The organism is Sphingomonas sp., from assembly GCF_017744835.1.
Lineage (GTDB): Bacteria > Pseudomonadota > Alphaproteobacteria > Sphingomonadales > Sphingomonadaceae > Sphingomonas.
In genome coordinates, this window is sequence record NZ_JAGIAM010000004.1 from 214,316 (window position 1) to 240,052 (window position 25,737).

At 68.3% G+C, this 25,737-nt stretch carries 11 protein-coding genes; 4 read left to right on the forward strand and 7 right to left on the reverse strand.

Translation table 11 applies throughout. The annotated features are described in order from the left end of the window. Positions 1-86: 86 nt before the first annotated feature. The 3 genes from J7500_RS13955 to J7500_RS13965 all read right to left on the reverse strand — a co-directional run bounded on the left by J7500_RS13955 (position 87) and on the right by J7500_RS13965 (position 5,966). Positions 87-2,939 (reverse strand): TIM-barrel domain-containing protein, encoded by a 2,853-nt coding sequence (locus tag J7500_RS13955; RefSeq protein ID WP_294062413.1) that lies wholly within the window; start codon positions 2,937-2,939, stop codon positions 87-89. A gap of 20 nt (positions 2,940-2,959) precedes the next feature. After that, entirely contained in the window at positions 2,960-4,582 is a 1,623-nt protein-coding gene (locus J7500_RS13960; RefSeq protein ID WP_294062414.1) for a DUF5597 domain-containing protein, read from the reverse strand. A gap of 67 nt (positions 4,583-4,649) precedes the next feature. Continuing rightward, positions 4,650-5,966, reverse strand: coding sequence for an L-fuconate dehydratase (locus J7500_RS13965; RefSeq protein WP_294062415.1), 1,317 nt, complete (start codon positions 5,964-5,966; stop codon positions 4,650-4,652). A 228-nt stretch (positions 5,967-6,194) separates the two neighbouring features. On the opposite strand from J7500_RS13965, the gene J7500_RS13970 reads away from it, so the two are divergent. The 4 genes from J7500_RS13970 to J7500_RS13985 are packed head-to-tail and all read left to right on the forward strand — an operon-like array spanning position 6,195 to position 9,121. Then, the gene (locus J7500_RS13970; protein ID WP_294062417.1) at positions 6,195-6,524 is read left to right on the forward strand and encodes an L-rhamnose mutarotase; all 330 of its coding nucleotides are present in this window, start codon (positions 6,195-6,197) and stop codon (positions 6,522-6,524) included. After that, positions 6,521-7,558, forward strand: coding sequence for an aldo/keto reductase (locus J7500_RS13975; RefSeq protein WP_294062419.1), 1,038 nt, complete (start codon positions 6,521-6,523; stop codon positions 7,556-7,558). The genes J7500_RS13970 and J7500_RS13975 overlap by 4 nt, the downstream gene beginning before the upstream one ends. After that, positions 7,555-8,286, forward strand: a complete 732-nt coding sequence (locus J7500_RS13980) for an SDR family oxidoreductase (protein WP_294062420.1) — start codon at positions 7,555-7,557, stop codon at positions 8,284-8,286. The genes J7500_RS13975 and J7500_RS13980 overlap by 4 nt, the downstream gene beginning before the upstream one ends. A gap of 40 nt (positions 8,287-8,326) precedes the next feature. Then, on the forward strand, positions 8,327-9,121 hold the full coding sequence (locus J7500_RS13985) for an IclR family transcriptional regulator (RefSeq protein WP_294062421.1): 795 nt from the start codon (positions 8,327-8,329) through the stop codon (positions 9,119-9,121). A 63-nt stretch (positions 9,122-9,184) separates the two neighbouring features. Here the strand turns inward: J7500_RS13985 and J7500_RS13990 are convergent, their stop codons facing one another. The 4 genes from J7500_RS13990 to J7500_RS14005 form a co-directional block, all read right to left on the reverse strand. Next, positions 9,185-10,834 (reverse strand): flotillin domain-containing protein, encoded by a 1,650-nt coding sequence (locus tag J7500_RS13990; RefSeq protein ID WP_294062681.1) that lies wholly within the window; start codon positions 10,832-10,834, stop codon positions 9,185-9,187. Positions 10,835-10,876: 42 nt separating this feature from the next. After that, on the reverse strand, positions 10,877-11,497 hold the full coding sequence (locus tag J7500_RS13995) for a YqiJ family protein (RefSeq protein ID WP_294062422.1): 621 nt from the start codon (positions 11,495-11,497) through the stop codon (positions 10,877-10,879). A 76-nt stretch (positions 11,498-11,573) separates the two neighbouring features. Then, complete coding sequence (locus tag J7500_RS14000) at positions 11,574-12,104, reverse strand: hypothetical protein (protein ID WP_294062423.1); 531 nt, start codon at positions 12,102-12,104, stop codon at positions 11,574-11,576. Between the two features lie 26 nt (positions 12,105-12,130). Beyond that, positions 12,131-25,393, reverse strand: coding sequence for an autotransporter-associated beta strand repeat-containing protein (locus tag J7500_RS14005; RefSeq protein ID WP_294062682.1), 13,263 nt, complete (start codon positions 25,391-25,393; stop codon positions 12,131-12,133). Positions 25,394-25,737 lie beyond the last annotated feature (344 nt).

Below are 25,737 nucleotides of genomic sequence, written 5' to 3' on the forward strand. Positions count from 1 at the left end.
AAGCCTTAGGCTATCCTCGATGCCGGTTCGTGACTGGGCCCCGGCCTCCGCCGGGGTGCTGCACGCTGCTAATGGTGCGGCTACGCCTATGGCCGCCGCAGCACGACTTCCTTGCCCTCATACACCACCGACTGCGCGGACTCATTGAAGTCCGGCGCCACTGCGCTGCCCGGCCCGTAGAAGCGGACCGAGATCGCGCGCTTGCCCGGCATGCCGTCGTAGCTGCCCTGGCGCGCGCCGATCGTCAGCGTGCCGCTGGCCTCGTCCCATCTGATCGGCACACGCGCGAACTTGCCCTGCTTGTAGCCGGGGCTCAGGCCGTCATCCTCGTAGAGCGAGAAGCTGCCGTCGGCGCCGGTGAAGACCTGCAGCACGATCGGTCCGTCGGGCTGCTCGCCGGTATATTGGATGGCGGGGCCCATCGGGACGATGGCGCCGGCGCGGACGAACAGCGGCATGCGCTCGCGCGGCGCCTCGGCGGTGATCGTCTGGCCGCCCTTGTGGAAGGCGCCGGTGGCGAAGTCGTACCAGCCGGTGCCGGCCGGCAGATAGACCTGCCGCGCGCGCGCCTTGAACTCGGTGACCGGCGCGACGAGGAACGACGGGCCGAACATATATTCGTCGTCGATATTCCAGGTACGGCGATCGCCTTCGAAGTCCATCACCAGACCGCGCATGATCGTGCCGTCCCTGTGCCAGGTGTCGGCGGCGATCGTGTAGATATAGGGCATCAGCCGGTAGCGGAGCTGGTCGTAGCCGACCATCGCATCGTACATCGCCTGGTCGCCCGCGGCGATCTCATAGATCTCGCGCTTGGGCGTCTCGCCATGGCTGCGGAACAGCGGCGAGAAGGCACCGAACTGGAACCAGCGCAGATTGAGCTCCCGCCATTCGGCAAGGTGCGCGGGGTCCGCATTGGTGTAGCGATCCTCGACCGCGAAGCCGCCGATGTCGTGCGTCCAGTTGGGAATGCCCGCCATCGAAAGATTGACGCCGGCGGAGATCTGGTCGCGCAGATCGTCCCAGCACGCCGCGACGTCGCCCGACCAGAGCGCGGCGCTCGCGCGCTGCAGCCCGGCATAGCCCGATCGCGTCAGGATGAACGGGCGCACCTCGGGCCGCGCCTCGCGAAGGCCGTTGGCCACGCCCTCGGCATGGACCAGCGGGAAGCTGTTGAAGAACAGCGCCGCCGGCCCCTGCGCCGTGGGCCCCATGCGCTCGATCCGCTGCTCGATCGACAGGTTCGAATGGATGTCCGGCTCGGTCGCGTCCATCCACCAGGCGTCGAAGCCCTTGTCGACCAGCCCTTCCTTCATCTGGCGGAAGTAGATCTGGCGCGCCTCGGGCGCATAGGGATCATAGTCGGTATTCTCGTAGCCCTTGCCGACCCAGTCCTTCTCGTGCGCCGCGAGATTGCCCTGGTAGAGATAGCCCTTGGCGGCGAGTTCCTGCGCGTTCTTCGTGTTCGGATAGAATTTCGGCCACACCGAAATCATGATCCGCGCATTGTTGGCGTGAACCTCGTTCACCATGCCGACCGGATCGGGGAAGCGCTTCGGATCGAAGCAATGGCAGCCCCACTGGTCCTCGGGCCAGTAGAACCAGTCCTGCACGATATTGTCGAGCGGGATGCCGCGCTTGCGATACTCGCGCACCACGCCGAGCAGCTGCTCCTGCGTCTCGTAGCGCTGGCGGCTCTGCCAGAAGCCATAGGCCCAGGCAGGCATCATCTCGGACTTGCCGGTGAGGCCGCGATAGCCGGCGATCACCTCGTCCATGTCGCGACCGCCGACGAAATAATAGTCGATCGCGCGGCCGACATCGGACGACAGCCACAGCGAGTGGCGATCGGGCGCAGGCAGCGGGTCCGAATGGAAGAGCGCGAGATAGCCGGCGTTGGGCTCCCATTCGATGCGGATCTCGGCCGGTTTCCCCGCGCTCATCGGCAGCTCGAAATTGTGGAACCACGGGTTCCAGTTCTGCCGCCAGCGCGACAGCACCTGCTTGCCGTCGACGAACACCTTCACATAGCTCGACGAATAGAGGCGGAACTTGTGAACGCCGGTCTTCTCGGGCGTGACGGTGCCGGTCCAGGCGACCGTCTGCTTGCCCACCACCACGCCCGCGGTGTTCTGCCCGCTCTGCGGCGAGGCCACTGTCTGCGCCTTGGCGGCCTCGGGCCAGTTCTTCTGGTCCTTGATGAATTGATAGTCGATGAAGGCTTCCTGGCGCGTCGCCGCGAGCTTGTCGCCGAGGAAATATTCGGCCTTCCAGCCGGGCTTGCCGCCGCTGCTGACGCGCAGCCCCTGCCCGACATGCTTGTAGGGCTCGGGATTGCCGAAGCGGCTGATCGAGTAATTGTCCCACAGCACGCCGTAATTGTTCGTCGAGACGACGAAGGGCACGGCGATGTCCATATTGTGCTGGGCGAGCTCGACGTCCTCGCCATTGTAGTTCATCTGCCGGTTCTGGTGCTGGCCGAGGCCATAGAAGCCCTCGGTCGTGCCGCGGTTGAACTGCTGCTCGACCGCAAGGAAGGGCTTGCCGTCGACCTGGGTGTCGGTGAAGCGCCGGCGCGCCTCCTCGGCCAGCACGAGCTTGCCGCCCGCATCGCGGAACTGCACCCGCCCGTCCGACAGCCGGATCTCGGCGGTGGCGCGCGGAAGCTTGAGCGTCACCAGCCCCCTGGCTTCGCTGATCGCGGGATCGCCCGAGGCATCGGCAGTGACCATCAGGCTCTTGGGCAGATCGAGCGACGTGCCCGGCAACGCTGTCACGCGAAAGCTGGCGTCGCCATAGGAGAGCACGCGGACGCGCTTGGCGGCGCCGCTTGCAGGCGTGACCACCACGCCGTGCGGCACGCGCTCGACGGTCTGTGCTTCCACCTGACCCGCGACCAGCAGCGCCAGCGCCGAAGCGCCCAACATCCAAAGCTTCACGTGCCTCTCCCCAATTGCGGTCAACGATAGCTGCCCATCGTCACCTTGAGCAGCACCGGCTCGCCGGTGAAATTGAAACCATAGTCGATCTGGTCGCCGTTCCAGCGCCGGCGCATCTGCCACTTGCCGTCAACGAAGCTCCCTTCCTCGGCGCTGATGATCTGGGCGCTCTCGCCCGTGGCCGGGTTCGCGAGACCGACGCGCATCCGCACGTGGCTGCCGGTGATCAGGAAGGTATCGGGGCCGAGCTGCGCGACCAGCCCGCCGCCCACCGGCTCGTCCTTGATCGGATTGGGGTGGGCCTTCATCCCGTCCCATTCGGGCTCGCCCATCTGCCAATGGCCGAACTGCGCCGTGACGCGCCAGCGCCCGAGCACGGTCGACTGGTCGGCGGCGTCGGCGCCCTTGGCGGCACCCCAGGTCGGATGCTCGAAGGCGATCCGCGCCCAGTCGCGCGCGATCGGCTCGAGCAGCGTATAGGGCGCCGCAAAGGCATCGAGCGTCGCGTCGTCGAGCGCGCGCGCGCCGAGCGGGAAGTTGAAGAAGCCGGTCGCGTCCATCCCGAAGGGCGCGAAGCCGATCGCGCCGCGGCCCAGCGCAGGCCAGAGGAAGCGCGCATATTCGCGCGCATTGCCGATCTCGGGGACCATCAGCGCGTTGTCGGGCCGGGCATATTTGTCGAGATAGGCCGTCACTGCGGCGGGATCGCGGTTGTAGATATCGGGCGCGGCGACATCGATGTGCGGCGCCGCCACCTTCCACACCGGAATCGCGTTCCAGTTGGGGCCACCCGAGGGGCCGACATTGCCGGTCTCGTCGGTGAAGGCGTCGCCCAGCGCCGAGTTGACGTACATCGGCAGCGGTTTGACTGCCTTCCCGGCCGCCGCGATCGCGTCGATGTAGCGCGCCAGATACCAGGTGTGGAAGAACTGCTCGGCGCGCTTGCCGAACACCTGGGTCCAGCTTCCGGGCTGCTTGCCCATCGCGCGGACCAGCTCGGCCGGCACCGGCCCCTCGAACAGCCGCACAGCCTCGGGCGAATGGTCGCGCGCAAGGCCGTAGCTGCCCGCCTCATTCTCCGGCTGGACCATGATGACGGTGTTGTCGCGGTCGATCTCGGCGAGCCTGCGCATCAGCGCCACGAAGGCGCGCTTGTCCGCCTCGAGCGTGTTCGCGCCGTGCGGGCTCAGCGCATAATGCGCGGTCCCGTCGGGCTTGCGCATCCGGGGGAAACGGCGCGTGTCGCTCTTCACCCAGGCAGGAGCATAGCTGGGGCCGGTGTTCTTCCAGGTGCCGAACCACAGCAGCACCAGCCGCAGCTTGCGTTCGCGTGCCTCAGCCACCAGCGTGTCGAGGAAGCTGAAGTCGAACCGGCCTTCCTCCGGCTCGATCTGCTCCCAGGCGACCGGCACCTCGACGGTGTTGGCGTGCATCCGCGCGATCACCGGCCAGACCTGCGGCAGCGCCGCGGGATAGTTGCTCGAATTGTTGACCTGCGCGCCGAGCATCAGGAACGGCGCGCCGTCCACGATCAGCGCGTGCTTGCCGTCCTTGGTGACGAGGTGCGGGGTTTCCTGTGCCGCGAGCGAAGCGGGTGCGGCGAGCGCAAGACAGATGGCAAGCGTCCTGGCGATTCCCCGCATCCTTCCCCCCGTTCTCAAGCGTGCGACCCGCAGCCTAGCCGACGCGTCGCGAGGCGCCATCAGAATTTCAACTACACGCCTCCGCCGATTCGCCGACCGGAGCACTTGCGGCGCCGTAACGATAGGCGGCGAGCGACGCCGGCTTCATCTCGATCGAGAAGCCCGGCGCTTCGGGCGCGCGATAGGCGCCGCCCTCGATCACGCACGGGTCAACGAAATGCTCGTGGAGGTGGTCGACATATTCGATCACCCGATTTTCCATCGTGCCGGCGAAGGCGAGATAGTCGATCATCGCGAGGTGCTGGACATATTCGCACAGCCCCACACCGCCCGCGTGCGGACAGACCGGCAGGTCGTATTTGGCGGCCATCAGCAGCACCGCCAGCACTTCGTTGACGCCGCCCAGACGGCAGGCGTCGATCTGCACCACGTCGATCGCGCCGCGCATGATGAACTGCTTGAAGACGATGCGGTTCTGGCACATCTCGCCGGTGGCGATGCGCACCGGCGCCAACGCCTCGCGGATCGCGCGGTGCCCCTCCACGTCGTCGGGGCTGGTCGGTTCCTCGACGAACCAGGGATCGGCGAAGGCGAGCGCCTGCAGATGCGCGATCGCCTCGCCGACTTCCCAGACCTGGTTCGCGTCGACCATGAGCTTGCGGTCCGGGCCGAGCACGCGCCGCGCGATGGCGAGGCGGCGGACATCGTCCTCGACGCTGCGGCCGACCTTGAGCTTGACGTGCTCGAAGCCCTGCTCGATCGCCTCGCGGCATAGCCGCTCGAGCTTCTCGTCCGAATAGCCGAGCCAGCCTGCCGAGGTAGTGTAGGCGGGATAGCCCTCGACTTCGAGCCGCGCGATGCGCTCGGCCTTGCCGGCCTCGCGGGCGCGGAGCAGCGCCAGCGCCTCGTCGGGGGTGATGCAGTCGGTGATGTAGCGAAAGTCAATCAGCCGGACGATCTCCTCGGGCGACATCTCGCCGATCAGCCGCCACAGCGGCTTGCCCTCGGCCTTGGCCCAGAGATCCCAGACAGCGTTGACCACCGCGCCCGTGGCGAGGTGGATCACGCCCTTCTCGGGCCCGATCCAGCGCAGCTGGCTGTCGCCGGTCAGGCGGCGCCAGAAGCACGCGCCGTCGGCGCGAATCCAGTCGAGGTCGAGCCCCTCGACCAGGGGCGCGAGCGCCTCGATCGCCGCGCAGCAGATGTCGTTGCCCCGGCCGATCGTGAAGGTGAGGCCATGCCCCTCCAGCCCCGGCTGGTCGGTCTCGAGCACGCAATAGGCCGCCGAATAATCGGGATCGGGGTTCATCGCGTCCGAACCGTCGAGCCGCGTCGAGGTCGGGAAGCGGACGTCGAGGACGCGCAGCCGGGTGATGACGGTCATCGCGCCGCCCTCCCGCAGGCCCGGGTTCCTGCTTCACTCTTCGGCGTACTCGCGTGCCGCATCGCCTGCTTAACCCCTTCCGCGCGGCGCATTGGTCCGCAACACTGGTCGATCTGTTTGTAGATGATCATTGTTTTCATATTTGCTAAACGCCACTGGCGCAAGCGTGCTTGTCTGCTATGTCTGCGCAAATCGAGCGGTTCGCAAAGGACCGGGGAAGGATGAGACATGCGGCGCTTGTGCTTCGCGTTGGACCTGATCGACGATGCCGCACTCATCGCCGAGTACGAGGCGCGCCACGCCCCGGGGGCGGTGTGGCCCGCGGTGACCGCGCACCTGCGCGCGCTGGGCTTCGAGGCGATGGAGATCTGGCGCACCGGCAATCGGATGACGATGATCGCCGAAGTGGCGGAGGACTATCCGCGCGCCGTGCCCGAGCCACCGGAAAACGCGGAATGGGAGGCGCTGATGTGGCGCTTCCAGCAGCCGCTTCCGCACGCCGCGGAGGGCGAGAAATGGGTGGCCATGCAATGCATCTTCCGGCTGGAGGACCAGTGACCTACGCCCTTCCCCGCCGCCACGTCGCGGAGACCGCGCTTGCGCTGCCCGAGCTCGGCCTCGGCACCGCGCCCGTCGGCAACCTCTATCGCCCGGTCTCCGACGAGGACGCGGCGCGCACGCTCGCGACGGCGCTCGATGCCGGGATCGCCTATGCCGACACCGCGCCCTTCTATGGTTTCGGGCTGGCCGAGCAGCGGCTCGGCGCCGCGCTCGCCGGGCGCAGCGACGTGGTCGTCTCGACCAAGGTCGGGCGGCTGCTGCATCCCGCCGACGGGCCGCTCCCGCCCGAGCGCGAATGCTATCACCAGGCGCTGCCGTTCGTGCCGGTGTTCGACTACAGCCATGACGGCGTGCTGCGCTCGCACGAGACCAGCCTGAAGCGGCTCGGCCGCGACCGGATCGACATCCTCTACGTCCATGACATCGGCCGCATGACGCACGGCGAGGCGCACCCGGCGATGATCGCGCAGCTCGTCGAGGGCGGCGGCTTCCGCGCGCTCGAGCGGCTGCGCAGCGAGGGTGCGATTTCGGCGTTCGGGCTGGGCGTGAACGAAATCCCCGTCTGCCTCGAGCTCATGGACCGTGCGCGGATGGACGTGATCCTGCTCGCCGGGCGCTACACTTTGCTCGAGCAGGAAGCGCTCGACGTGCTGCTGCCGCGCTGCCTGGCCGAGCGGGTGTCGGTGGTGATCGGCGGGCCGTACAATTCGGGCATCCTCGCCGCGGGCACCGCCGCGCCGCGGCTCGCCTATAACTACGCCCCCGCTCCTGCCGCGATCATCGAACGCGCGCAGCGGATCGAGGCCGTGTGCGCGCGACACCGCGTGTCGGTCGGCGCGGCGGCGCTGCAGTTCGTGCTCGCCCACCCGGCGGTGGCGAGCGTGATCCCCGGAATTGCCCAACCCAAGGAGGCCGAAGAAACAATGGAACGCTATCGGGCAGTGCTGCCCGCAGCATTGTGGGAAGAATTGAAGGCAGAGGGCCTGTTGCGCGCCGACGCGCCTACCCCAGGCATGGCAGCTGCGGCATGAGCGGACGGCTGGCGGGCAAGACCGCACTGATCACCGGCGCGGCGCAGGGCATCGGCCGTGCCTCGGCCGAGCTGTTCTTAGCCGAAGGCGCGATCGTATGGGCGACCGACCGCAACCTCGACGCGCTCGCCGGGCTCGAAGGCTGTACGCTGCGCGCGCTCGACGTGCTCGATCCCGCTGCGATCGAAGCCGTGATCGCCGAGGCAGGCCCGCTCGATGCGCTGTTCAACTGCGCCGGCGTGGTCGCGGGCGGGACGATCCTCGATTGCAGCGAGGAGGACTGGAACTTCTCGTTCGACCTCAACGTGACCGCACTCTTCCGCACGATCCGCGCCGCGCTTCCGGCGATGCTCGCCTCGGGCGGTGGGTCGATCGTCAACATGGCCTCGGTCGCCAGCTCGATCACCGGCGTCCCCAACCGCTTCGCCTATGGCGCGTCCAAGGCGGCGGTGATCGGCCTCACCAAGGCGGTCGCTGCGGACTATGTGGCGCAGGGCATCCGCTGCAACGCGATCTGCCCGGGCACCATCGACACGCCTTCGCTCCAGCAGCGGCTGCACGCGACCGGGAACTATGAACAGGCCCGCCACGATTTCGAGGCGCGCCAGCCGATGGGCCGTCTCGGCAAGGCAGAAGAGATCGCCGCGCTGGCGCTCTATCTCGCGTCGGAAGAATCGGCCTTCACCACGGGGCAAATCCATGTGATCGACGGCGGCTGGACGATCTAGGGAAAGGATCGTCGGAACGAGCAGGGGGACAGGAGTGCCAGTGGCGGACGTGGACGAAGGCAATGAAGCGGAAGGCGGCCGGCGCTATCGCGCGCCCGCGCTCGAAAAAGGGCTCGATATCCTCGAGCTGCTCGCGGCCGAGAGCAGTCCGGTCACGCTCACCGGCATTGTCAATCGGCTCGGCCGCTCGCACGGCGAGCTGTTCCGCATGGTGCAGGTACTCGAGTTTCGGGGTTACATCGAGCAGGACCCAGGCAGCGACGGCTATCGCCTGACCGACCGGCTCTTCTCGCTCGGCATGCAGCAGCCGCGCACGCGCAACCTGATCGAGGCGTCGCTGCCGGTGATGCGCCAGCTCGCGCTCGCGGTCGGCCAGTCGTGCCACCTGGCGCTGCACACGCTCGGCGAGATGGTGGTGGTCGCGCGTATGGAATCGAGCGAGCAACTCGGCTTCTCGGTGCGCGTCGGCTATCGCCGCCCGCTCCACCAGACCGCGTCGGGCGCGGTGCTCTATGCCTTCCAGCCCGAGGACGTCCGCCGCCGCTGGGAGCAATTGTTCGATCCGCCACTCGACGAAGCCGAGCTCGCCGAATTCCGCGCGCATGCGGATGCCGTGCGCGAGCGCCATGTCGAGCTGACACCGAGCAAGTTCGTCGCGAGCGTGACCGACATCTCGGCCCCGGTGATGCGCGGCGGCATGGCCGCGGCGGCGCTGACCGTCCCCTATCTCAAGAAACTCCAGCCCGCGATCTCGCGCCGCGAGACCGCCGAGATGGTGCGCGAGGCCGCCGACCAGATCTCGGCCCAGCTCGTCGAAGGCGACAGCAGGATCTAGGGTCCGTCGGCGCGGTCGCGCAAGGCAGCCATGCGCGGCTGCCTTGCGCTCCCCGGAAGGCCGTTATTCAGCGGCGTCGACTGCAGGCGACGGCGCAGGCGCACCCGCCGCGCCCGCGACGAGGCTGTCGAGCGTCGTACCGTCGAACCCGAGTTCCTTCATCAGGCCGTCGATCACAGGCGCCTGCGCGCGGTAGCGCAGCGCCGCGGCCACCGCCGCATTGGCGAGGTTCCCGTCGCCGGCATCGTTCGCGACGCCCGTGCCATGGCCGGCGCCGCCCGCCAGCCCGTCGACCTGGACGATCTTGATCGAATCGATCGACTCCATCGGGCGTGCCGCTTCGCGGATGACGTCGGGGAGAGCCTTGAGAAGCGCCAGCTTCGCGGAGAGCGACACCTGGTCTGAGGACAGGAGGTTGGCAGCCTCGTTGACCGCGCGCTGGCCTGCGGCTTCCACTTCGAAACGGACCCGATCGGCCTCGGCCTTGAGCTTGGCCGCCTCGGCCTCACCCTCCGCCAGCAGCCGCGCAGCCTCGGCCCGGTCGGCCGCCGCTTGTTTCGCTGCATCCGCTTCCACCTTGATCGCAATAGCCGCGCGTTCGGCTTCGCGAGCGGCGTCGATCAGTTCGATCCGCTTCTGGCGCTCGGCAATTTCGGCCTCACGCGCGGTGCCGACCTGCTCTTCCGCCACCACGGCTTCGGCCCGGGCCTTGTCGGCCTCGGCCTTTGCCTGGCTTTCCTCGCGGCTCTTGTTCTGCACTGCGATCTGCTGCTCCTGCCGGGCGAGCGCCAGCACCTGCTCCTGCGCGATCTTGGCCTGCTGCACCGCACGGTCGGCCTCGATCTGCTGGCTGTCGACCAGCTTCTTGGCTTCTATGCGTGCCTGGTCGGCCTCCTGCTGGCGGACTGCCTGCTCGCGCGCGATCTCAGCTGCCTGCTCGGCGCGCCGCATTTCGACCTCGCGCTCCTGTTCGAGCCGCGCGAACTCGGAATCGCGCGCGATGGTGAAGGACTGGCGCTGAGCCTCCAGATTCTTGGTCTCGATCTGGACGCGCGTGTCCTGCTCGATGTCGTTGCGCGCCTTCTTGCGGAGCTCAATCTGCTCGGTGAGCTTGGTGAGACCCTCGGCGTCGAAGGCATTGTTGGCGTTGAAGTGCTCGATCGACGTCTGATCGAGCCCGGTCAGTGAGACCGATTCCAGCTCGAGCCCGTTCATCGCCAAGTCGACCGACGAGACCTGCTGCACCTTCTGGACGAATTCGCTGCGCTGCTCGTGAAGCTGCGCCATCGTCATGCCGGCCGCGACCGAGCGCAGCGCATCGACGAACTTGCCCTCGACCAGCTCCTTGAGCGCATCCGGATGCATCGTGCGCATGCCAAGCGTCTGCGCGGCGGTGGCGATCGCCTGCGCGTCGGGGCGGACGCGGACATAGAATTCCGCCTTCACGTCGATGCGCAGCCGATCGAGCGTGATCAGCGCGTCGGTGTTCTTGCGCTCAACCGCGAGGCGCACCGTGTTCATGTTGACCGGCATGGTCTCATGGAACACCGGCAACACCAGCGCGCCGCCGTTGATGACCACTTTCTCGCCGCCGAATCCTGTGCGGACGAAGCCGATCTCCTTGGATGCCCGCTTGTAGAGCTTGGCGACGATCAACCCGATCACGATCAGACCCAGCAGGCCGGAGCCGGCAAAGACGAGATAGGGAACAATCGACGTCCCCTGCGTCGCGATATCGCTAGTCACTTATTCCCCCTATAGTCGCGGCAGATGGAAGTCGCCGCGGGTAACTGCACGGAAAACCTCGGCTTCCCGACGCACGAGAAGCACCGCCTCCCCCTCTTCAAAATGCTGGGCCGGATCGTTCGGCTCGACCATCACATAATGGAGCTGCCCATGATGATCCTCCACGCGCGCCCGCGCCGGTGAGCCCGGGGCGGCGTGGCCTGTCACGACCATCGCCTGCTTCCCGACGAGCCAGTCCAAGTCGATCGCCGTCGTGTGATCGCGCGGCAGGATGCGCGCCAGCCCGCCGGCGACAAGCCTGGTGAGCGGAACGGACACCGCCCCCACCGCGGGAACCAAGATCCAGGGCGATACGAGCATTCCGCCCACATCGCGGCTTAGTTGCTGGGCGATCAGCCCCAGGGTGCCGAAGATCGACAGGAACGCCACAAGCAACACCAGAAGCGGCAATTTGCCGACGCCCAGCCAAGACAAAAGGTCGAAATCACCACCGGCGATGTCCGCATCGGGCACGTCGGCCAGATCCGCATGAAAGCCGATGCCGAAGATCTGCACGACACCGACCAACAGCGTCAGCAGCAAGGCGGAAACGAAGACGATATTCTCCGGCGCCGCGAGAAAGCCCAACATTGATTGCCCCCGAATCGAGCCGCGACGTTAATCGACGCGGCGGCGCTTCAGAAGCGGAATCGGATTATGTTGCGCCTCAGCCCCCATCCCCCCGATTGTCCTTGGCAGCCTGAGCGCGCTGGGTTGCCTTGGTGACGCTGCCCACCTGGCTGCCGGGGATGTGCGATTTGCCGCGGCGGCTCGGGATCGGGCGGGTGCCGGTGTGCGCGGTCGGCTCGTTCTCGGGCGCGAACTGCGCGCCGGACTTGCGCAGCGCCAGCGCGCGGCGTGCCGAGAGCGTTAGCGCGGCGCGCGATTCCATCCTGCGCAGGCGGTGGAATTCGCCATTCACACGCCGGAGCGCCTGGGCGAAGAGCTGCTTGCGCCGGCCAGGATGATCGGCGGTCCCGGGGAAGCTGCCGCCGCGCGGATCGGCTTTGCCTCGGCTCTCGCGGACCTTCTGATGGAGCAAGGTACGCTCCCGATCGCGAAGGCCGCGCAGCCGCTGGCGCAGCTCCTGCAGCTCCTCGCGCGAATTCTCGTAGATCGCGGGATGATGGGTCTGGCCGATCAGCTGCTGGTCCTCGTGGCTCAGCAGCCTGGCTTCGGTCTTGCTCGACAGCGACATATCGATCCTCCTCCGGCCCTCCGAGCTCACCAGTTGAAGCGCAGGCCCGCCTTGACGTCCCAGGACTTCACGTCGCGATCGAACGACTTCTGATAGGCGCCGGTGAGGAAGAGGTTGGCGTTGCGAGTCAGCGTCGTGCTCACCCCCGCGCCCAGCTCGCCCCAGGTGTCCTTCATGTTCGAGCGGAAGGGAACGAGCCCGTTGGCCGACGAGAAGGACGTCTTGGGATTGGCGATGAACTCCCGCCAAACGTTCGCGCGCAGCCAGACGGTTGTCGGACGCGGGCCATAAGTGCCCGGCCGCTCGCTGTTGTGCGCCAGGCGCAGGCCGATCCGGCCGGTCAGCGAATTGACGTCGTCGAAGTGGACCTCCGCCGCGGGATCGGCGGCGTCGTCGAAGTGAATCTTCTGGAACATGATCTGGGCCTGGGGCTCGAGCGTGAGGCCGCCGCCGAGGTGGAGGGGGACGCCCGCTTCGAGCGATGCGGCGACGCCGGTGCCCTTGGTCTTGAGGTCGGAGAAGAAGCCCGAGCCGGCGCGCGCGTGATAGCGCGTGACCTGGGCGACCGCGTCGAGGTACCAGCCGCTCCGGCCATAATGCGTGCCGTAGAGGCCGGCGGTATAGGCCTCCAGCTTCGCGCGGCCCGCCTGGCTCATGTCATAGTCGCGCACCAGGGCGTCGGTCCAGCCATAGGCGCCATAGACCCCCGCGAAGGTGATGCCGCCCGAGCTGTCGGTGCTGCGCACTGCGTCGACGCCGATCTGCATCGCGTAGTTGCTCGCACGGAAGGCCGGGCCGTCGCCATAGACGCCGCCTTCGACGTTCCAGTCGATCCGCTGCCCGAGCCAGCGGCCCCAAGCGCCACCGAGGCCGCGCGAAGGCAGGTCGTCGCGACCGATGAGCTGCTCCTGCTCGCCGACGCGCTCGTGGAGCGTGCCGATCAGCGCACGGCCGTAAAGCAACGCGAGCGAGGGAATGACGACATAGCCGGGCACTTCGGGGCGGATCAGCGGCGGCTCGGGCCGGCCGGGTTCGACCGGCGGCGGGGTGACGCCGTCGACCTGCTGCGAGCGTAGGAACCAGCTTTCCGGCACGCTGCCGTCGCGGCCGCCGCGGAAAAGATTATATTGATAGGGCCCGGCAACCAGCCGATCGGTGAGCGCGAAGGCCGTCGGTGCCGTCGTCGCCCCGGCGCTCGCCACGACGATCTCGATGCCGTTGCCCGGGGTCTCGGCGCCCTGGCCGCCGACATTGGTGATCCTAAGCGTGGTACCGCCGGTCGCGGTGCCGCCGTTGATCACGAGCTGGTCGGTCGGCGCGCCGTCGCCGGCGAGCGTGGTGTTGAGCGCGAGGATGCCCGACTGGCCGAGATAGCTGCCGACCACCAGCCGGTTGCCGACTCCCGCCCCGCCGATATCGGCGATGCCGGCGTTGACCAGCGCGCCGCTGATCCGGAACTGGCCTGCCCCCGCAGCGGCGAAGCGATCGAGCGCGTCGGCGACCGCGAGCGTGCCGGCATTGGTCACCCCGCCGTTGACGGTGCCATAGCCGCCGAAAGTCGCGCCCGAGGCGACCGACACCGGACCGTTGATCGAGGCAGTGGTGCTGGTCGCATCGCCGACCGCCAGCGTGCCCGCGGCGACATTGGTCGGGCCGGTATAGCTGTTCACTGCGCGCAGGATCAGCGCGCCGGAGCCGGTCTTGGCGAGCGCGCCCGGTCCGGCGATCGCCGAATTGACAGTGAGCGCACTGGTGCCGGTCGTCTCGAAGGTGCCGCCGCCAGCGGCGAGCGTGATCGGCCGCGCCGTGGTGATGTCCGCAGTGGTGCGCAGCGTGCCGGTGTCGAGCGTCAGCGGTCCGGCCGCCGCGCCGAGGTTCGCGTCGCGCGAAATCTCGACGACGCCGGCGCGCACGTTGGTGCCGCCCGCATAGCTGTTGGTGCCCGAGAGCGTCAGCGTGCCGGTGCCGGTCTTGGTCAGCGCGCCGGGGCCCGAGACGGTGCCGGTCATCGCCAGCGTGGTGCCGGCCACGGTCTCGAGCGTGCCGCCGGCGGGGTTCATCACGGTTGCGCGTGCGGTGGTGATGTTAGCCGTGGTGCGCAGCGTGCCGCCGTTGAACGAGAGCCCGCCCGCGGCGGCGCCGAGGTTCGCGTCGCTCGCGACCTGGAGCACGCCGCCGTCGACGGCAGTGCCGCCCGCGTAGCTATTGGTGCCCGTCAGGATTAGCGTGCCGAGATCGCTCTTGGTGAGGCCCGAGGTGCCCGCCAGCACCGAGTTGATCGTCGCGGTCATCCCCGCGCCCGCCGCGGTGCCGTCGCCGACGCGGACGATGGTGCTGCCCGGCGCGACCAGGTTGATCGCGCCGCCGCCGACGACATAGCCGTTCACGGCGTACTGCATGCCCGAGACGTTGATCGGCCCGAGCGACGGGTCGACCGTCACATTTCCGGGCGCGCCCATGAAGATCGCGAAGCTCGCATCGGTGAAGGGCGCGTTGGGCACGCCGATGCTGGTGGTCCAATTGTCGTTGCCGGCCGCTGCCTGCCACGTGCCGTTGCCGCCATTGACCACGCCATCGTTCTTGGGCCCGGCCGCGCCGTCCCAATAGTTGAGCGTCAGCCCGGCGGTGTTGACGAGATTGACCTGGTTGGCGACCGAAGTCTGGACGAAATAGCCGGTCGAGGGGATGGTGCCGACCGCAAGGCCATTGTCGGTGAGCGTCCCGGCATAGTTGAAGACGCGGTAGACGCCCGGATCGAAACTGCCGCCGGCCGAGACGGTGACGTTGATCGTGCCGTCCAGCACCAGATTGCCGTTCACGATCGTCAGGTCGTTGAGCGGGCCGCCGGGGATATTGGCCTGGCCGAACTCATAGTTGAGGATCGAGCCGCCGCTCAGCGACAGATTGCCGTTGATCGTGAGCGTGCCCGGGCTGGTACCCGGCGCGAGGATGCCCCCGTCGGCAATCGTCACGTTGCCGCCGATCGTGCCCACGCCGCCGATGGTGGCGCCCGAGGCGACCGTGGTGAGGCCGGTGGCGGCGCTCTGGTTGCCGTTCACCAGCAGCGTGCCCGCGGAGACGGTGGTCGTCCCGGCATAGCTGTTGGCGCCGGTGAGCGTCGTGGTGCCGGTACCCGCCTGGACCAGCGCGCCGGTGCCCGAGATCAACCCCGCGAGCGTCAGCGCATTCGAGCGGTTGATCGCCAACGTGCCGTTGTCGACGATATCGCCGATCACGCTGCCCGCAGTGCCGCCATTGCCGAGCTGGAGCGTGCCCGCGGCGATCGTGGTACCGCCGGTATAGCCGGCGTCGGCGGTGAGGATCAGCGTGCCCGCCCCCGCTTTGGTGAGCGCACCGGCGCCCGTCACCGGGCTGCTCAGCGTCAGCATGGTGCCAGGCAGGGTCTCGAAGGTGCCGCCGAGCGTATCCAGCGTCGTCGCGCGGGCGCTGGTGAAGGTCGCTGTGTTGCGCAGCGTGCCGCCGTCGAGCGTCAGCCCGCCCGCGGCGTCGCCGAGATTGGCGTCGCTCGCGACCTGGAGCACGCCGCCGGTAACGCTGGTGCCGCCGGAGTAGCTGTTGGCGGCGCCGAGGATCAGCGTGCCGAGGTCGCTCTTGGTGAGGCCGCCGGTGCCGGCGAGCACCGAATTGATCGTAGCCGTCATCCCCGCGCCCGCTGCGGTGCCGTCACCGACGCGGATCACCGGCGCAGCGCCGACGAGAGTGATCGGATCGCCCTGGACCAGATAGCCGTCGACTGCGAACTGCATCCCCGCCGCGTTGATCGCGCCGAGCGAGCTGTCGACCGCCACCGTACCCGGGGCGCCCATGAAGATCGCGAAGCTTCCGTCGCTGAAGGGGGCATTGGGCGTGCCGGTGACGGTCGTCCAATTGTCGTTGCCCGCCGAGGCCTGCCAGGCGCCGTTGCCGCCATTGACGACGCTGTCGTTCTTCGGGCCCGCGGCGCCGTCCCAATAGCTGAGCGTCAGCCCGGCGGTGTTCACCAGATTGACCTGGTTGGCGATCGATGTCTGGACGAGGAAGCCCGGGGCCGGGATCGTCCCGATCACCAGCCCATTGTCGGTGAGCGCGCCCGCATAGTCGATCACGCGGTACACGCCCGGATCGAGGCTGCCGCCCGGGGCCAGCGTGACGTTGATCGTGCCGTCGAGCACCAGATCGCCGCCGACCGTAGTGAGATCGTTGAGCGCGCCGCCGACGACATTGGCCTGGCCGAAGCTGTAGGCGAGCGTGGCGCCCGGCGCGAGCGACAGGCCACCCGCGATGGCGAGCGTGCCCGGTGCCACGCCCACGCTTCCCGGCGACAGCGTGGCGCCGTCGGTGATCGCTACGCTGCCGCCGATCGTGCCCGATCCGCCCAGCGTCGCGCCGCTCGCGACCGAGGTTGTGCCGGTCGCCGCGGCCTGGTTGCCCTCGACATAGAGCGCGCCAGCGGAGACCGTCGTCGGCCCGGCATAGGCATTGGCGCCGGTGAGGGTGAGCGTGGCCGCGCCGGTCTTGGTGAGGCCGCCCGCGCCCGTGATCGCGCTGGTGATGGTAAGCGCGCCGAGCGTGTCGAAGGTCCCGCCCGCCGCACCGAGCGTGGTGGCGCGCGCGAGGCTGAGGTCGGCGGTGTTGCGTAGCGTGCCGCCGTCGAGCGTCAGGCCGCCCGCCGCCGCGCCGAGATTGGCATCGCTCGCGATCTGGAGCACGCCGCCGGTCACCGTCGTGCCGCCGCTGTAGCTGTTGGCCGCCGTGAGCACGAGCGTGCCGAGATCGCTCTTGGTGAGGTCGGCGGCGCCCGCGAGCACCGAGTTGATCGTCGCGGTCATCCCCGTGCCCGCGGCGGTGCCGTCCCCGACACGGACGATGGCGTTGGTGCCGGCAAGGTTGATCGGCCCGCCCTGCACGACATAGCCGTCGACGGCATATTGCATGCCCGACACGTTGATCGCGCCCAGCGAGGGATCGACCGTCACCGTGCCCGGCGCGCCCATGAAGATCGCGAAACTCGCGTCGGCGAAGGGCGCGTTGGGCGTGCCCGAAGCCGTGGTCCAATTGTCATTGCCCGCAGCTGCCTGCCACAGCCCGTCGCCGCCGTTGACGACGCCGTCATTCTTGGGACCGGCCGCACCGTCCCAATAGCTGAGCGTCAGCCCGGCGGTGTTCACCAGATTGACCTGGTTGGCGATCGAGGTCTGCACGAGGAAACCCGGCGCGGGCATGGTGCCGATCTTCAGCCCATTGTCGGTGAGCGCGCCGGCATAGCTGATCACGCGATAGACGCCCGGATCGATGCTGCCCCCGGGCGCGAGCGTCACGTCGATCGTGCCGTCGAGCACCAGGTCGCCGCCGACCACCGTCAGGTCGTTGAGCGCGCCGCCGACGACGTTCGCCTGGCCGAAGTCATAGGCGAGCCGCGAGCCGCCGGTGAGGCCGAGCGCGCCGTTGACCGTCAGCGTCCCCACCCCCTGCCCCGGTGCGAGCGTCCCGCCGTCGCCGACGATCAGATTGCCGCCGATCGTCCCGGTGCCGCCGATGGTGGCGCCCGATGCGACTCCGGTCAGCCCGGTTGCCGCGCTCTGGTCGCCGTTGACGAGCAGCGTGCCCGCGGCGACCGTCGTGGTGCCGGCATAGCTGTTGGCGCCCGTCAGGATCGTCGTCCCGGTGCCGGCCTGGGTGAGCGTGCCGGTGCCGGAGATCACGCCCGCCAGCGTGACTTCGTTCGAGCGGTTCACCACCAGCGCGGCATTGTCGACGATATCGCCGACCACGCTGCCCGCGGTGCCGCCATTGCCTAGCTGGAGCGTACCCGCCGCGATGGTGGTCCCACCGGTATAGCCATTGTCAGCGGTGGAAATCAGCGTGCCGTCGCCCGTCTTGGTCAGCGCGCCGACGCCGGTGATCGCGCTGCCATGCGTCAGCGTGGTGCCCGCCAGCGTCTCGATCGTGCCGCCGCCGCTGCCGATGTCGGTGGCGCGTGCGATCGTCATGTCGGCGGTGGTGCGCAGCGTGCCGCCGTCGAAGCTCAGCGTGCCCGCCGCTGCGCCAAGGTTGGTGTCGCTCGCGATCTGGAGCACGCCATCGTCGATGACGGTGCCGCCCGAATAGCTGTTGGCGCCCGTGAGGATCAGCGTGCCCAGATCGGTCTTGGTGAGGCTGGTCGTGCCCGCCAGCACCGAGCCGATCGTGGCGGTCATCGCTGCCCCCGCCGCCGTGCCGTCGCCGACGCGGATGATCGAGGTGCCCGCGCCGACCAGGTTGATCGTGTCGCCCTGCACCAGATAGCCGTCGGTCGCGAACTGCATCCCCGCGGCATTGATCGGGCCCAGCGACGGGTCGACCGTGACCGTGCCCGGCGCGCCCGTGAAGATCGCAAAGGCCGAATCGGTGAAGGGCGCGTTGGGGGTGCCTGCGTCGATCGTCCAATTGTCGTTGCCCGCGCTGCTCTGCCACAGGCCATCGCCGCCATTGACCACGCCGTCGTTCTTGGGCCCAGCGGCACCGTCCCAATAGTTGAGCGTCAGCCCGCTGGTGTTGACGAGGTTGACCTGGTTGGCGATCGAGGTCTGCACATAATAGCCTGTCGCCGGGATGGTGCCGACCGAGAGGCCGTTGTCGGTAAGGGTCCCGGCATAGTTGAACACACGGTAGACGCCCGGATCGAAGCTGCCGCCGGCCGAGACGGTGACGTTGATCGTTCCGTCGAGCACCAGGTCGCCGCCCACGATCGTCAGGTCGTTGAGCGGGCCGCCCGGGACATTCGCCTGGCCGAACTCATAGTTGAGGATCGACCCCGCGCTCAGCGCAAGATCGCCGGCGATCGTCAGCGTGCCGGGGCTGGTTCCGGGGGCGAGGATGCCCCCATCGGCAATGCTCACGTCGCCGCCGATGATGCCGATGCCCGCCAGCGTCGCGCCGCTCGCGACCGAGGTGGGGCCAGTCGCCAGCGTCTGGTCGCCGTTCACTTGCAGCGTGCCCGCGTTGACGAAGGTCTCGCGGCCATAATCGTTGGTGCCGGTGAGGATCAGCGTGCCCGTGCCCACCTTGGTAAGGCTGCCGGCGCCCGTCACCACGCCGTTGTGCGTCAGCGTGGTGCCCGGATCGACGTCGAAGGTGCCGCCCTGCTGCGCGAGCGTGGTGGCGCGCGTCGTCGCGAAGCTCGTCGTGGTATGCAGCGTGCCGCCGCTGATGCGCAGCGGCCCGGCGGGATCGCCCATATTGTTGTCCGCGGCGACCTGGAGGGTGCCCGATTCGATCGCAGTGCCGCCGGTGTAGCTGTTGGCGTTGGTGAGTATGAGCGTGCCCAGGCCCGCCTGCACCAGCTCGCCGGTGCCCGAGACCAGGCCGCCGAAGGTGAAGGTATCGGCGCGGTTGAACACCAGTCGGCCATTGTCGGTCACGTCGCCGACGATGCTGCCGGTTACGCCGCCGTTGCCGACCTGGAGCGTGCCCGCGCTGATCAGCGTGCCGCCGGTGTAGCTGTTGTCGCCTTCGAAGACGGTAGTGCCGGTGCCCGCCTGCTCGAAGCGGCCCGTGCCCGATACGACGCCCGAGAGCAGGATGCTGTCCGAGCGGTTCACGACCAGCGCGGCATTGTCGACCACGTCGCCGATGATGCTGCCGCTGGTGCCGCCATTGCCGAGCTGGAGGATGCCGGCGTTGATCGTGGTGCCGCCGGTATAGGTGCCGGTGCCCGTCACGATCAGCGTGCCCGCGCCGTTCTTGATCGTGTTGCCGGTGCCCGAGATCGAGCCCGAATAGAGGATGTCGTCCGAGCGATCGAGGATCACCGTGCCGTTGTTGACGATGTCGCCGAACAGCTGGCCGTTGGTCCCGCCGTCGCCGATCTGGAGCGTTCCCGCGGCGACCGTCGTGCCGCCGGTCATCGTGTTCGCGCCGGTGAGGATCGTCGTGCCGGTGCCGAGGTGCAGCAGCGAGCCTGGCCCGCTGATCACCCCGCCGAAGGTGACGACGTCGGAGCGGTTGAAGGCAAGCACGCTGTTGTTGGTCACGTCGCCGACGATGCTGCCCGCCGTACCGCCGTCGCCCAGCTGCAGCATGCCGGCGTTGATCGTGGTGCCGCCGGTATAGCTGTTGTCGGCCTGGAGCACAGTGATACCGGTGCCCGCCTGGATCAGCTGGCCGGTTCCCGAAATGACCCCGGGCGTCAGCTTGGTATCCGAGCGGTTGATGACGAGGATGCTGTTGTCGACGATATCGCCGACGACATGGCCGGTGGTGCCGCCGTTGCCAATCTGCAGCGTGCCTGCGCTGATCGTAGTGCCGCCGGTGTAGGTGTTGTCGGCGGTGAGGATCGTCGTGCCGGTCCCCGCCTGCTCGAGCGATCCGATGCCGGAGATCGTGCCGAAGATCGTGAATGCGTTGGAGCGATTGACGACCAGCGCGCCATTGTCCTCGATCAGGCCGAGCAGCCCGCCGGTCGTGCCGCCATTGCCGAGCTGGAGCGTGCCCGCACTGATCGTGGTGCCGCCGCGATAGGCATTGTCCGCAGTCAGCAGCAGCGTGCCCGCGCCGGTCTTGAAGAGCCCGCCGGTCCCGCCGATCGCCCCGTCGAGCTGGAGCGTGGTCGCCGCGCCCCCGGAGGTCGCGGTCTCGAAGGTGCCGCCGAACAATCCGTTCAGCACGACCGCGCGCGCGCTCGTCATGTCGGCGCCTGCGCGTAACGTACCGTCGGCAAGCGTGAGCCGGCCCGCCGCGTCGCCCAGATTGGTATCAGCGCTCACCTCGAGCGTGCCGCCGTCGACCACGGTGCCGCCGGTGTAAGTGTTGGCGCCGCTGAGCACGAGCGTGCCGGCGTCGCTCTTGCGGAGCAGGCTGGTGCCGAACAGTGGCGCGCTGATCGTGGCCGTCATGGCGGCGCCATTCGGACTGCCGTCGCCGACGCGGATCGTGGAATCGCCGGGCGTCGCCGTGGAGCCGACGAGTTCGATCGGACCGCCGGTCAGCGTATAGCCGTCGACGCCGAATTGCATACCGGCCACCTGGATCTGTCCGAGCAGATTGTCTGCCACAACGGTGCCCGGCGCCCCGACGAAGATCGCGAAGCTTCCGTTCGCCCAAGGCGCGTTCGCGGCGCCGTCGGGGTCGGTCCAGCTCGAGGGCGAGAGCGCTCCCACCTGCCAGGTTCCGTTGCCGCCCTGGATGGCGCCGTCGTTGGGGACGCCGATGGCGACGCCGTCCCAATAGTTGAGCGCTTGCCCCGCGGTGTTGATCAGATTGACCTGGTTCGGGATCGAGGTCTGCACCAGGAAGCCGGTGAGCGGCGCCGTGATCGTGGTGCCGTCGACGGTGTAGCCGCCGAGCGTCAGCCCCGCGTTCAGCAGCGCGCCCGAATAGTTGAAGACGCGATAGACGCCCGGTGCGAGCTGCTGCCCCTGGTCTACCAGGTTGATCGTGCCGTCGAGCAGCAGGTTACCGCCTACATTGGTCAGATCGTTCCCCGCGGCGCCCACGGTGGTGCTCGTCATGTTGTAGAGCAGGCTCGAATTGGGGGCGAGGTTGAGGTTGCCGTTGATCGTGAGCGTGCCCGCAGCCGTGGGGTTGGCGCCCGGCGAGAGCATCGCGCCGTCCTGGATCGTCACGTCGCCGCCGATGACGCCGCTCCCGCCCAGCCGGGTGCCGGAAAGCGCCACCGCGGCACCTGTGGCTGCGGTCTGGTCGCCGTCGACATAGAGCTGCCCGGCCGAGACGGTGGTGCCCCCGGTATAGCTGTTCGCGCCGGTGAGCAGCGTCGTTCCGCTTCCCGACTGAGTAAGCGTGCCGGTGCCAGAGACGACGTTCGCCAGCGTGAACTCGTTCGAATGGTTGATCGTCAGCGCCGCATTGTCGACGATCGGGCCGACGACGCTGCCGGTGGCACCGCCGGCGCCGAGCTGGAGCGTGCCCGCGCTGATCGTCGTGCCGCCGATATAGAGGTCGTCGGCGGTCAGCACCGTGGTGCCGGTGCCCGCCTGCACCAGCGATCCGCCGCCCAGAATCAGGTCAGCGAGCACGAGCTGGTCCGAACGGTTCACCAGCAGCACGCCCTGGTTGATCATCGGCCCGGTGATGGCGCCGCCGGTGCCGCCGTTGCCGAGCTGGAGCGTGCCCTCGAAGTTGATCGTGCCGCCCGAATGGGTGCTGTCCGCCAGCAGCGTGAGATTGCCCGCGCCGCGGTGCTGGAGCGCCCCCACGCCGCTCAGCGCGGTGCTGAGCGTCAGCGTGGTTCCCGCGGAGGTGTCGAAGGTGCCGTTGCCCGGATCGATAACCACCGCGCGGTCGGTAGTGATGTCGGCGGTGGTGGCCAGCGTGCCGCTATCGAGCGAAAGTCCGGTGCTGACAGCGCCCAGGTTCGCGTCGCTGGCGATCTGGATCGTCCCGCCCTGGATCCGCGTGCCGCCCGAATAGCTGTTCACGCCCGAGAGGATGAGCCGGCCAGCGTCGGTCTTGAGCAACTGGGTGGCGCCGGTGAGAGGCGCGCTGATGGTGGCGACGTACGACGCGCCGAGGCTGGTGCCGTCGCCCACGCGGATGGTCGAGACCCCCGGCGTCGCGGCCGAATCGACCAGCAGCAGCGGATCGCCCGTCAGCACATAGCCGTTGACGCCGAACTGCATGCCCGAGGTGGTGATCTGCCCCAGCGCATTGCTCGCGGTGACCGTAGCGGGTGTCCCAACGAAGATCGCGAACTGCCCATCGGCCCAGGGCGCATTCACAGCCCCGTTGGGATCGGTCCAGGTCGGCGGCGCGCCGGCACCCGACAGCCAGGTACCGGGGCCGCCGTTGATCACATTGTTGTTCGCATTGGCGATGTCGGCGCCGTCCCAATAATTGAGCGACAGGCCGTTGGTGTTGATCAGATTGACCTGGTTGGGCACCGCCGTCTGGACGCTGAACCCGTCGAGCGGCCGGGTCGGCGTGCCGTCGACCGCGGCAAAGCCGCCGATGTCCAGCGTGTTGTTGGTGAGCGCGCCGGTGTAGTTGATGATGCGATAGACGCCGGGCCCGAGGTTCTGCCCCTGGTCGAGGACGTTGACCTGGCCGTCGAGCACCAGATCGCCGTTCACCACGATCAGGTCGTTGAGCGCACCGCCGACCGTGGTGTCAATGACGTTGAGGAACAGGTTGGAGGCCCCGCTGAGCGTCAGGTTCCCCATGGTGAGGATCCCCGGCGCGCCGAGCACGTTCCCCGCCGCCAATATGCCGCCGCCGTTGACGGTGACGCTGCCCCCATAGGTGCCATTGCCGCTGAGGCGGGCGCCGCTCAGCACGGTGGCATTGCCCGTCGCCGCGCTCAGGTCGCCGTCGACATAGAGCGCGCCCGCCGCGATCGTGGTGTTGCCCGTGTAATTGCTCGTGCCGGTCAGGAAGAGATTCCCGCCGCCGGTCTTGGTGGCGCTGCCGGCGCCGCTGATGCTGCCGCTGTAATTGACGTCGGCACCGGTCACGACTTCGATCGTGCCGCCTGCCGGGCCCATCAGAGTGCTCCGGCTGGCCGTGGCGCTCTGGGTGATGCGAAGCGTGCCGCCGTCTAGCGTGAGCAGCCCAGCGGGGTCGCCCAGCGCCGCGTCGCTCCCGATCTCGACCGTGCCGGCAGTCACCAGCGTGCCGCCGAGATAGGAGTTGGTGCCCGTGAGCAGCAGCGTGCCATCGCCGGACTTGGTAAGGCGGCCCGCACCGACGAGGGAGCCGGGTATGGTCGCGGTCGTGCCGCCGGCGGTCTCGATGGTGCCCCCGTCACTGTCGATCGTGGTGAAGCGAAGCAGTTCCATGGTAGCGGTAGTCCGCAGCGTACCGCCGCTGAAGGTGAGCGGACCCGAGGCCAGGCCCAGATTGCCGTTGCTCGAGACCTGCAGCACGCCTTCCTCGATCCGCGTGCCGTTGAGATAGAAATTGCTGCCGGTGAGGATGACGGTGCCGGCACCGCTCTTGGTGAGCGCACCAGGTCCGTTGATCGCGCCATTGTGCGTCAGCGTGGTGCCCGCCACGGCGCTGAGCCCGCCGCCGAGCGGCCCAACCGTGGTCGCGCGCGCAGTGGTGACGTCCGCCGTCACGCCCAGAATGCCGCCGTTCAGCGTCAGCGTGCCCGCCGCCGCGCCGATATTGGCGTCCTGTGAGATGAGCACGGTGCCGGCGTTGATCGTCGTCCCGCCCGAATAGCTGTTGACGCCCGCAAGCGTCAGCTCGCCGCCCAGATTCTTCTCGACCGCGCCGCTGCCGCTGATCACGCCCGAATAGGTGCCCGCGGTGTCCTGCACGAAACGGACCAGCCCGTTGTCGAGCACCGAGGGCGGCAGGCTCTGCGCGCGCGCCTCGAGCGTGCCGGCCGGGTTCACCGTGACGGCGCCGTTGAAATTGGCGTTGTTGCCGGTCAGCGCCAGCGTGCCAGCGTTGACGAACACCTGGAGCGCCTCGTTGCCACCATTGGCGCCGATCGCGCCGGTGAGTGTCCAGGTGCCGGTGCCGTCCTTGTTGAGCGTCTGGAAGTTGCGGATGTCGCCCGCCAGGCTGTCGTTGCCGGTGCCGCTCAGGCTCAGCGAGTTGGTGCCGCCGCCGCCGTTGAAGCTGCCGGTGATCACCGATCCGGTCTCGAGCGTCAGCGAATCATTGCCGCCCGCGAAGGACAGGCTGCCGCGCACGGTCGCGCCGGTGCGGTTGATGAAGGTGACGTCGCTGGTGCGCTGGTTGCCGATCACATTGGCGTTGGCGCCGAGCTGGGTCTCGATCACGCCGTAGTTGTCGACCGTGTTGCCTGCGCCGGTCGTCTTGTCCTCGAACCAGATCGCGGCACCGCTGCGCGACGAGACCGTGCCCCGGTTCACGATCATGTTGCCGGTGCCCATCACGTTGATGGGCTCGCCGTTGTTGGCCGAGCCGTTCGCCGTGACGAACGCGCCGGTACCGATCGTCAGCGTGCCGTTGGACCCGAATTCGATCGTGTTCGGCCCCACGCCCCACAGCGAGCTTTGGTTCGACGAGTTCGTGCCGTTGTTGGTCACCGTAGCGCCGTCGCCGACCGTGATCGTGGCATTGTCGCCCAGGCTGATCGCGTTCTGGTTCCCGACGTTGACCTGCGCGCCCGGATCGACCGTCACGGTCGCGCCGCTCTGCGTATTGGGGCCCGAGCCGATGCGCGTGGTCTGCGGCGTGGGGGGCGAGCACACCCATTGCGGCGGGTTGTTGCTCACCATCGTGCAATTGGCCCAGGCGCCCACGGGAACGAAGGTGGTGAGCAGGATTCCTGCCGCGATGCTCGTTCGGGCATGAAGCTTGGGGCAGCCCGCGAGCATCGCCCGCACCGAGGAGGAGGCCCTCAGCCTCTCGCCCGATCGCGCGCACGCACGGGTTTGCTGGCCGGATCGGGGGGCACGTGCCTCGTGCCCGCGGGAAGCTACGGTGGGTACACGCATAAGCCCCTCCACCAACGAAAGAGGTCTGCGCAAATGGGCTGGTGCCACTCGCCGCCGGTTCGGGGAACCGGTGGCTACCTCAGCCGCTGGCGGCCATGCGCGTAATCGGTGATTCCCCTGAAAAGCGTCAGGCGCTTCCCCGAGCGTGGTTCGCGCAAGCGGCGCGCCAGACTTCTTCGCCGAACCGCTGCGTCACCCTGCGCGCAGGCGCTGCGCAGGGGAAA

Excerpts from the sequence above, each read along its gene's own strand:
- J7500_RS13960 (WP_294062414.1), bottom strand. The coding sequence starts at position 4,582 with ATGCGGGGAATCGCCAGGACGCTTGCCATCTGTCTTGCGCTCGCCGCA.
- J7500_RS13980 (WP_294062420.1), top strand. The coding sequence starts at position 7,555 with ATGAGCGGACGGCTGGCGGGCAAGACCGCACTGATCACCGGCGCGGCG.
- J7500_RS13995 (WP_294062422.1), bottom strand. The coding sequence starts at position 11,497 with ATGTTGGGCTTTCTCGCGGCGCCGGAGAATATCGTCTTCGTTTCCGCC.
- J7500_RS13965 (WP_294062415.1), bottom strand. The coding sequence starts at position 5,966 with ATGACCGTCATCACCCGGCTGCGCGTCCTCGACGTCCGCTTCCCGACC.
- J7500_RS14000 (WP_294062423.1), bottom strand. The coding sequence starts at position 12,104 with ATGTCGCTGTCGAGCAAGACCGAAGCCAGGCTGCTGAGCCACGAGGAC.
- J7500_RS14005 (WP_294062682.1), bottom strand. The coding sequence starts at position 25,393 with ATGCTCGCGGGCTGCCCCAAGCTTCATGCCCGAACGAGCATCGCGGCA.
- J7500_RS13970 (WP_294062417.1), top strand. The coding sequence starts at position 6,195 with ATGCGGCGCTTGTGCTTCGCGTTGGACCTGATCGACGATGCCGCACTC.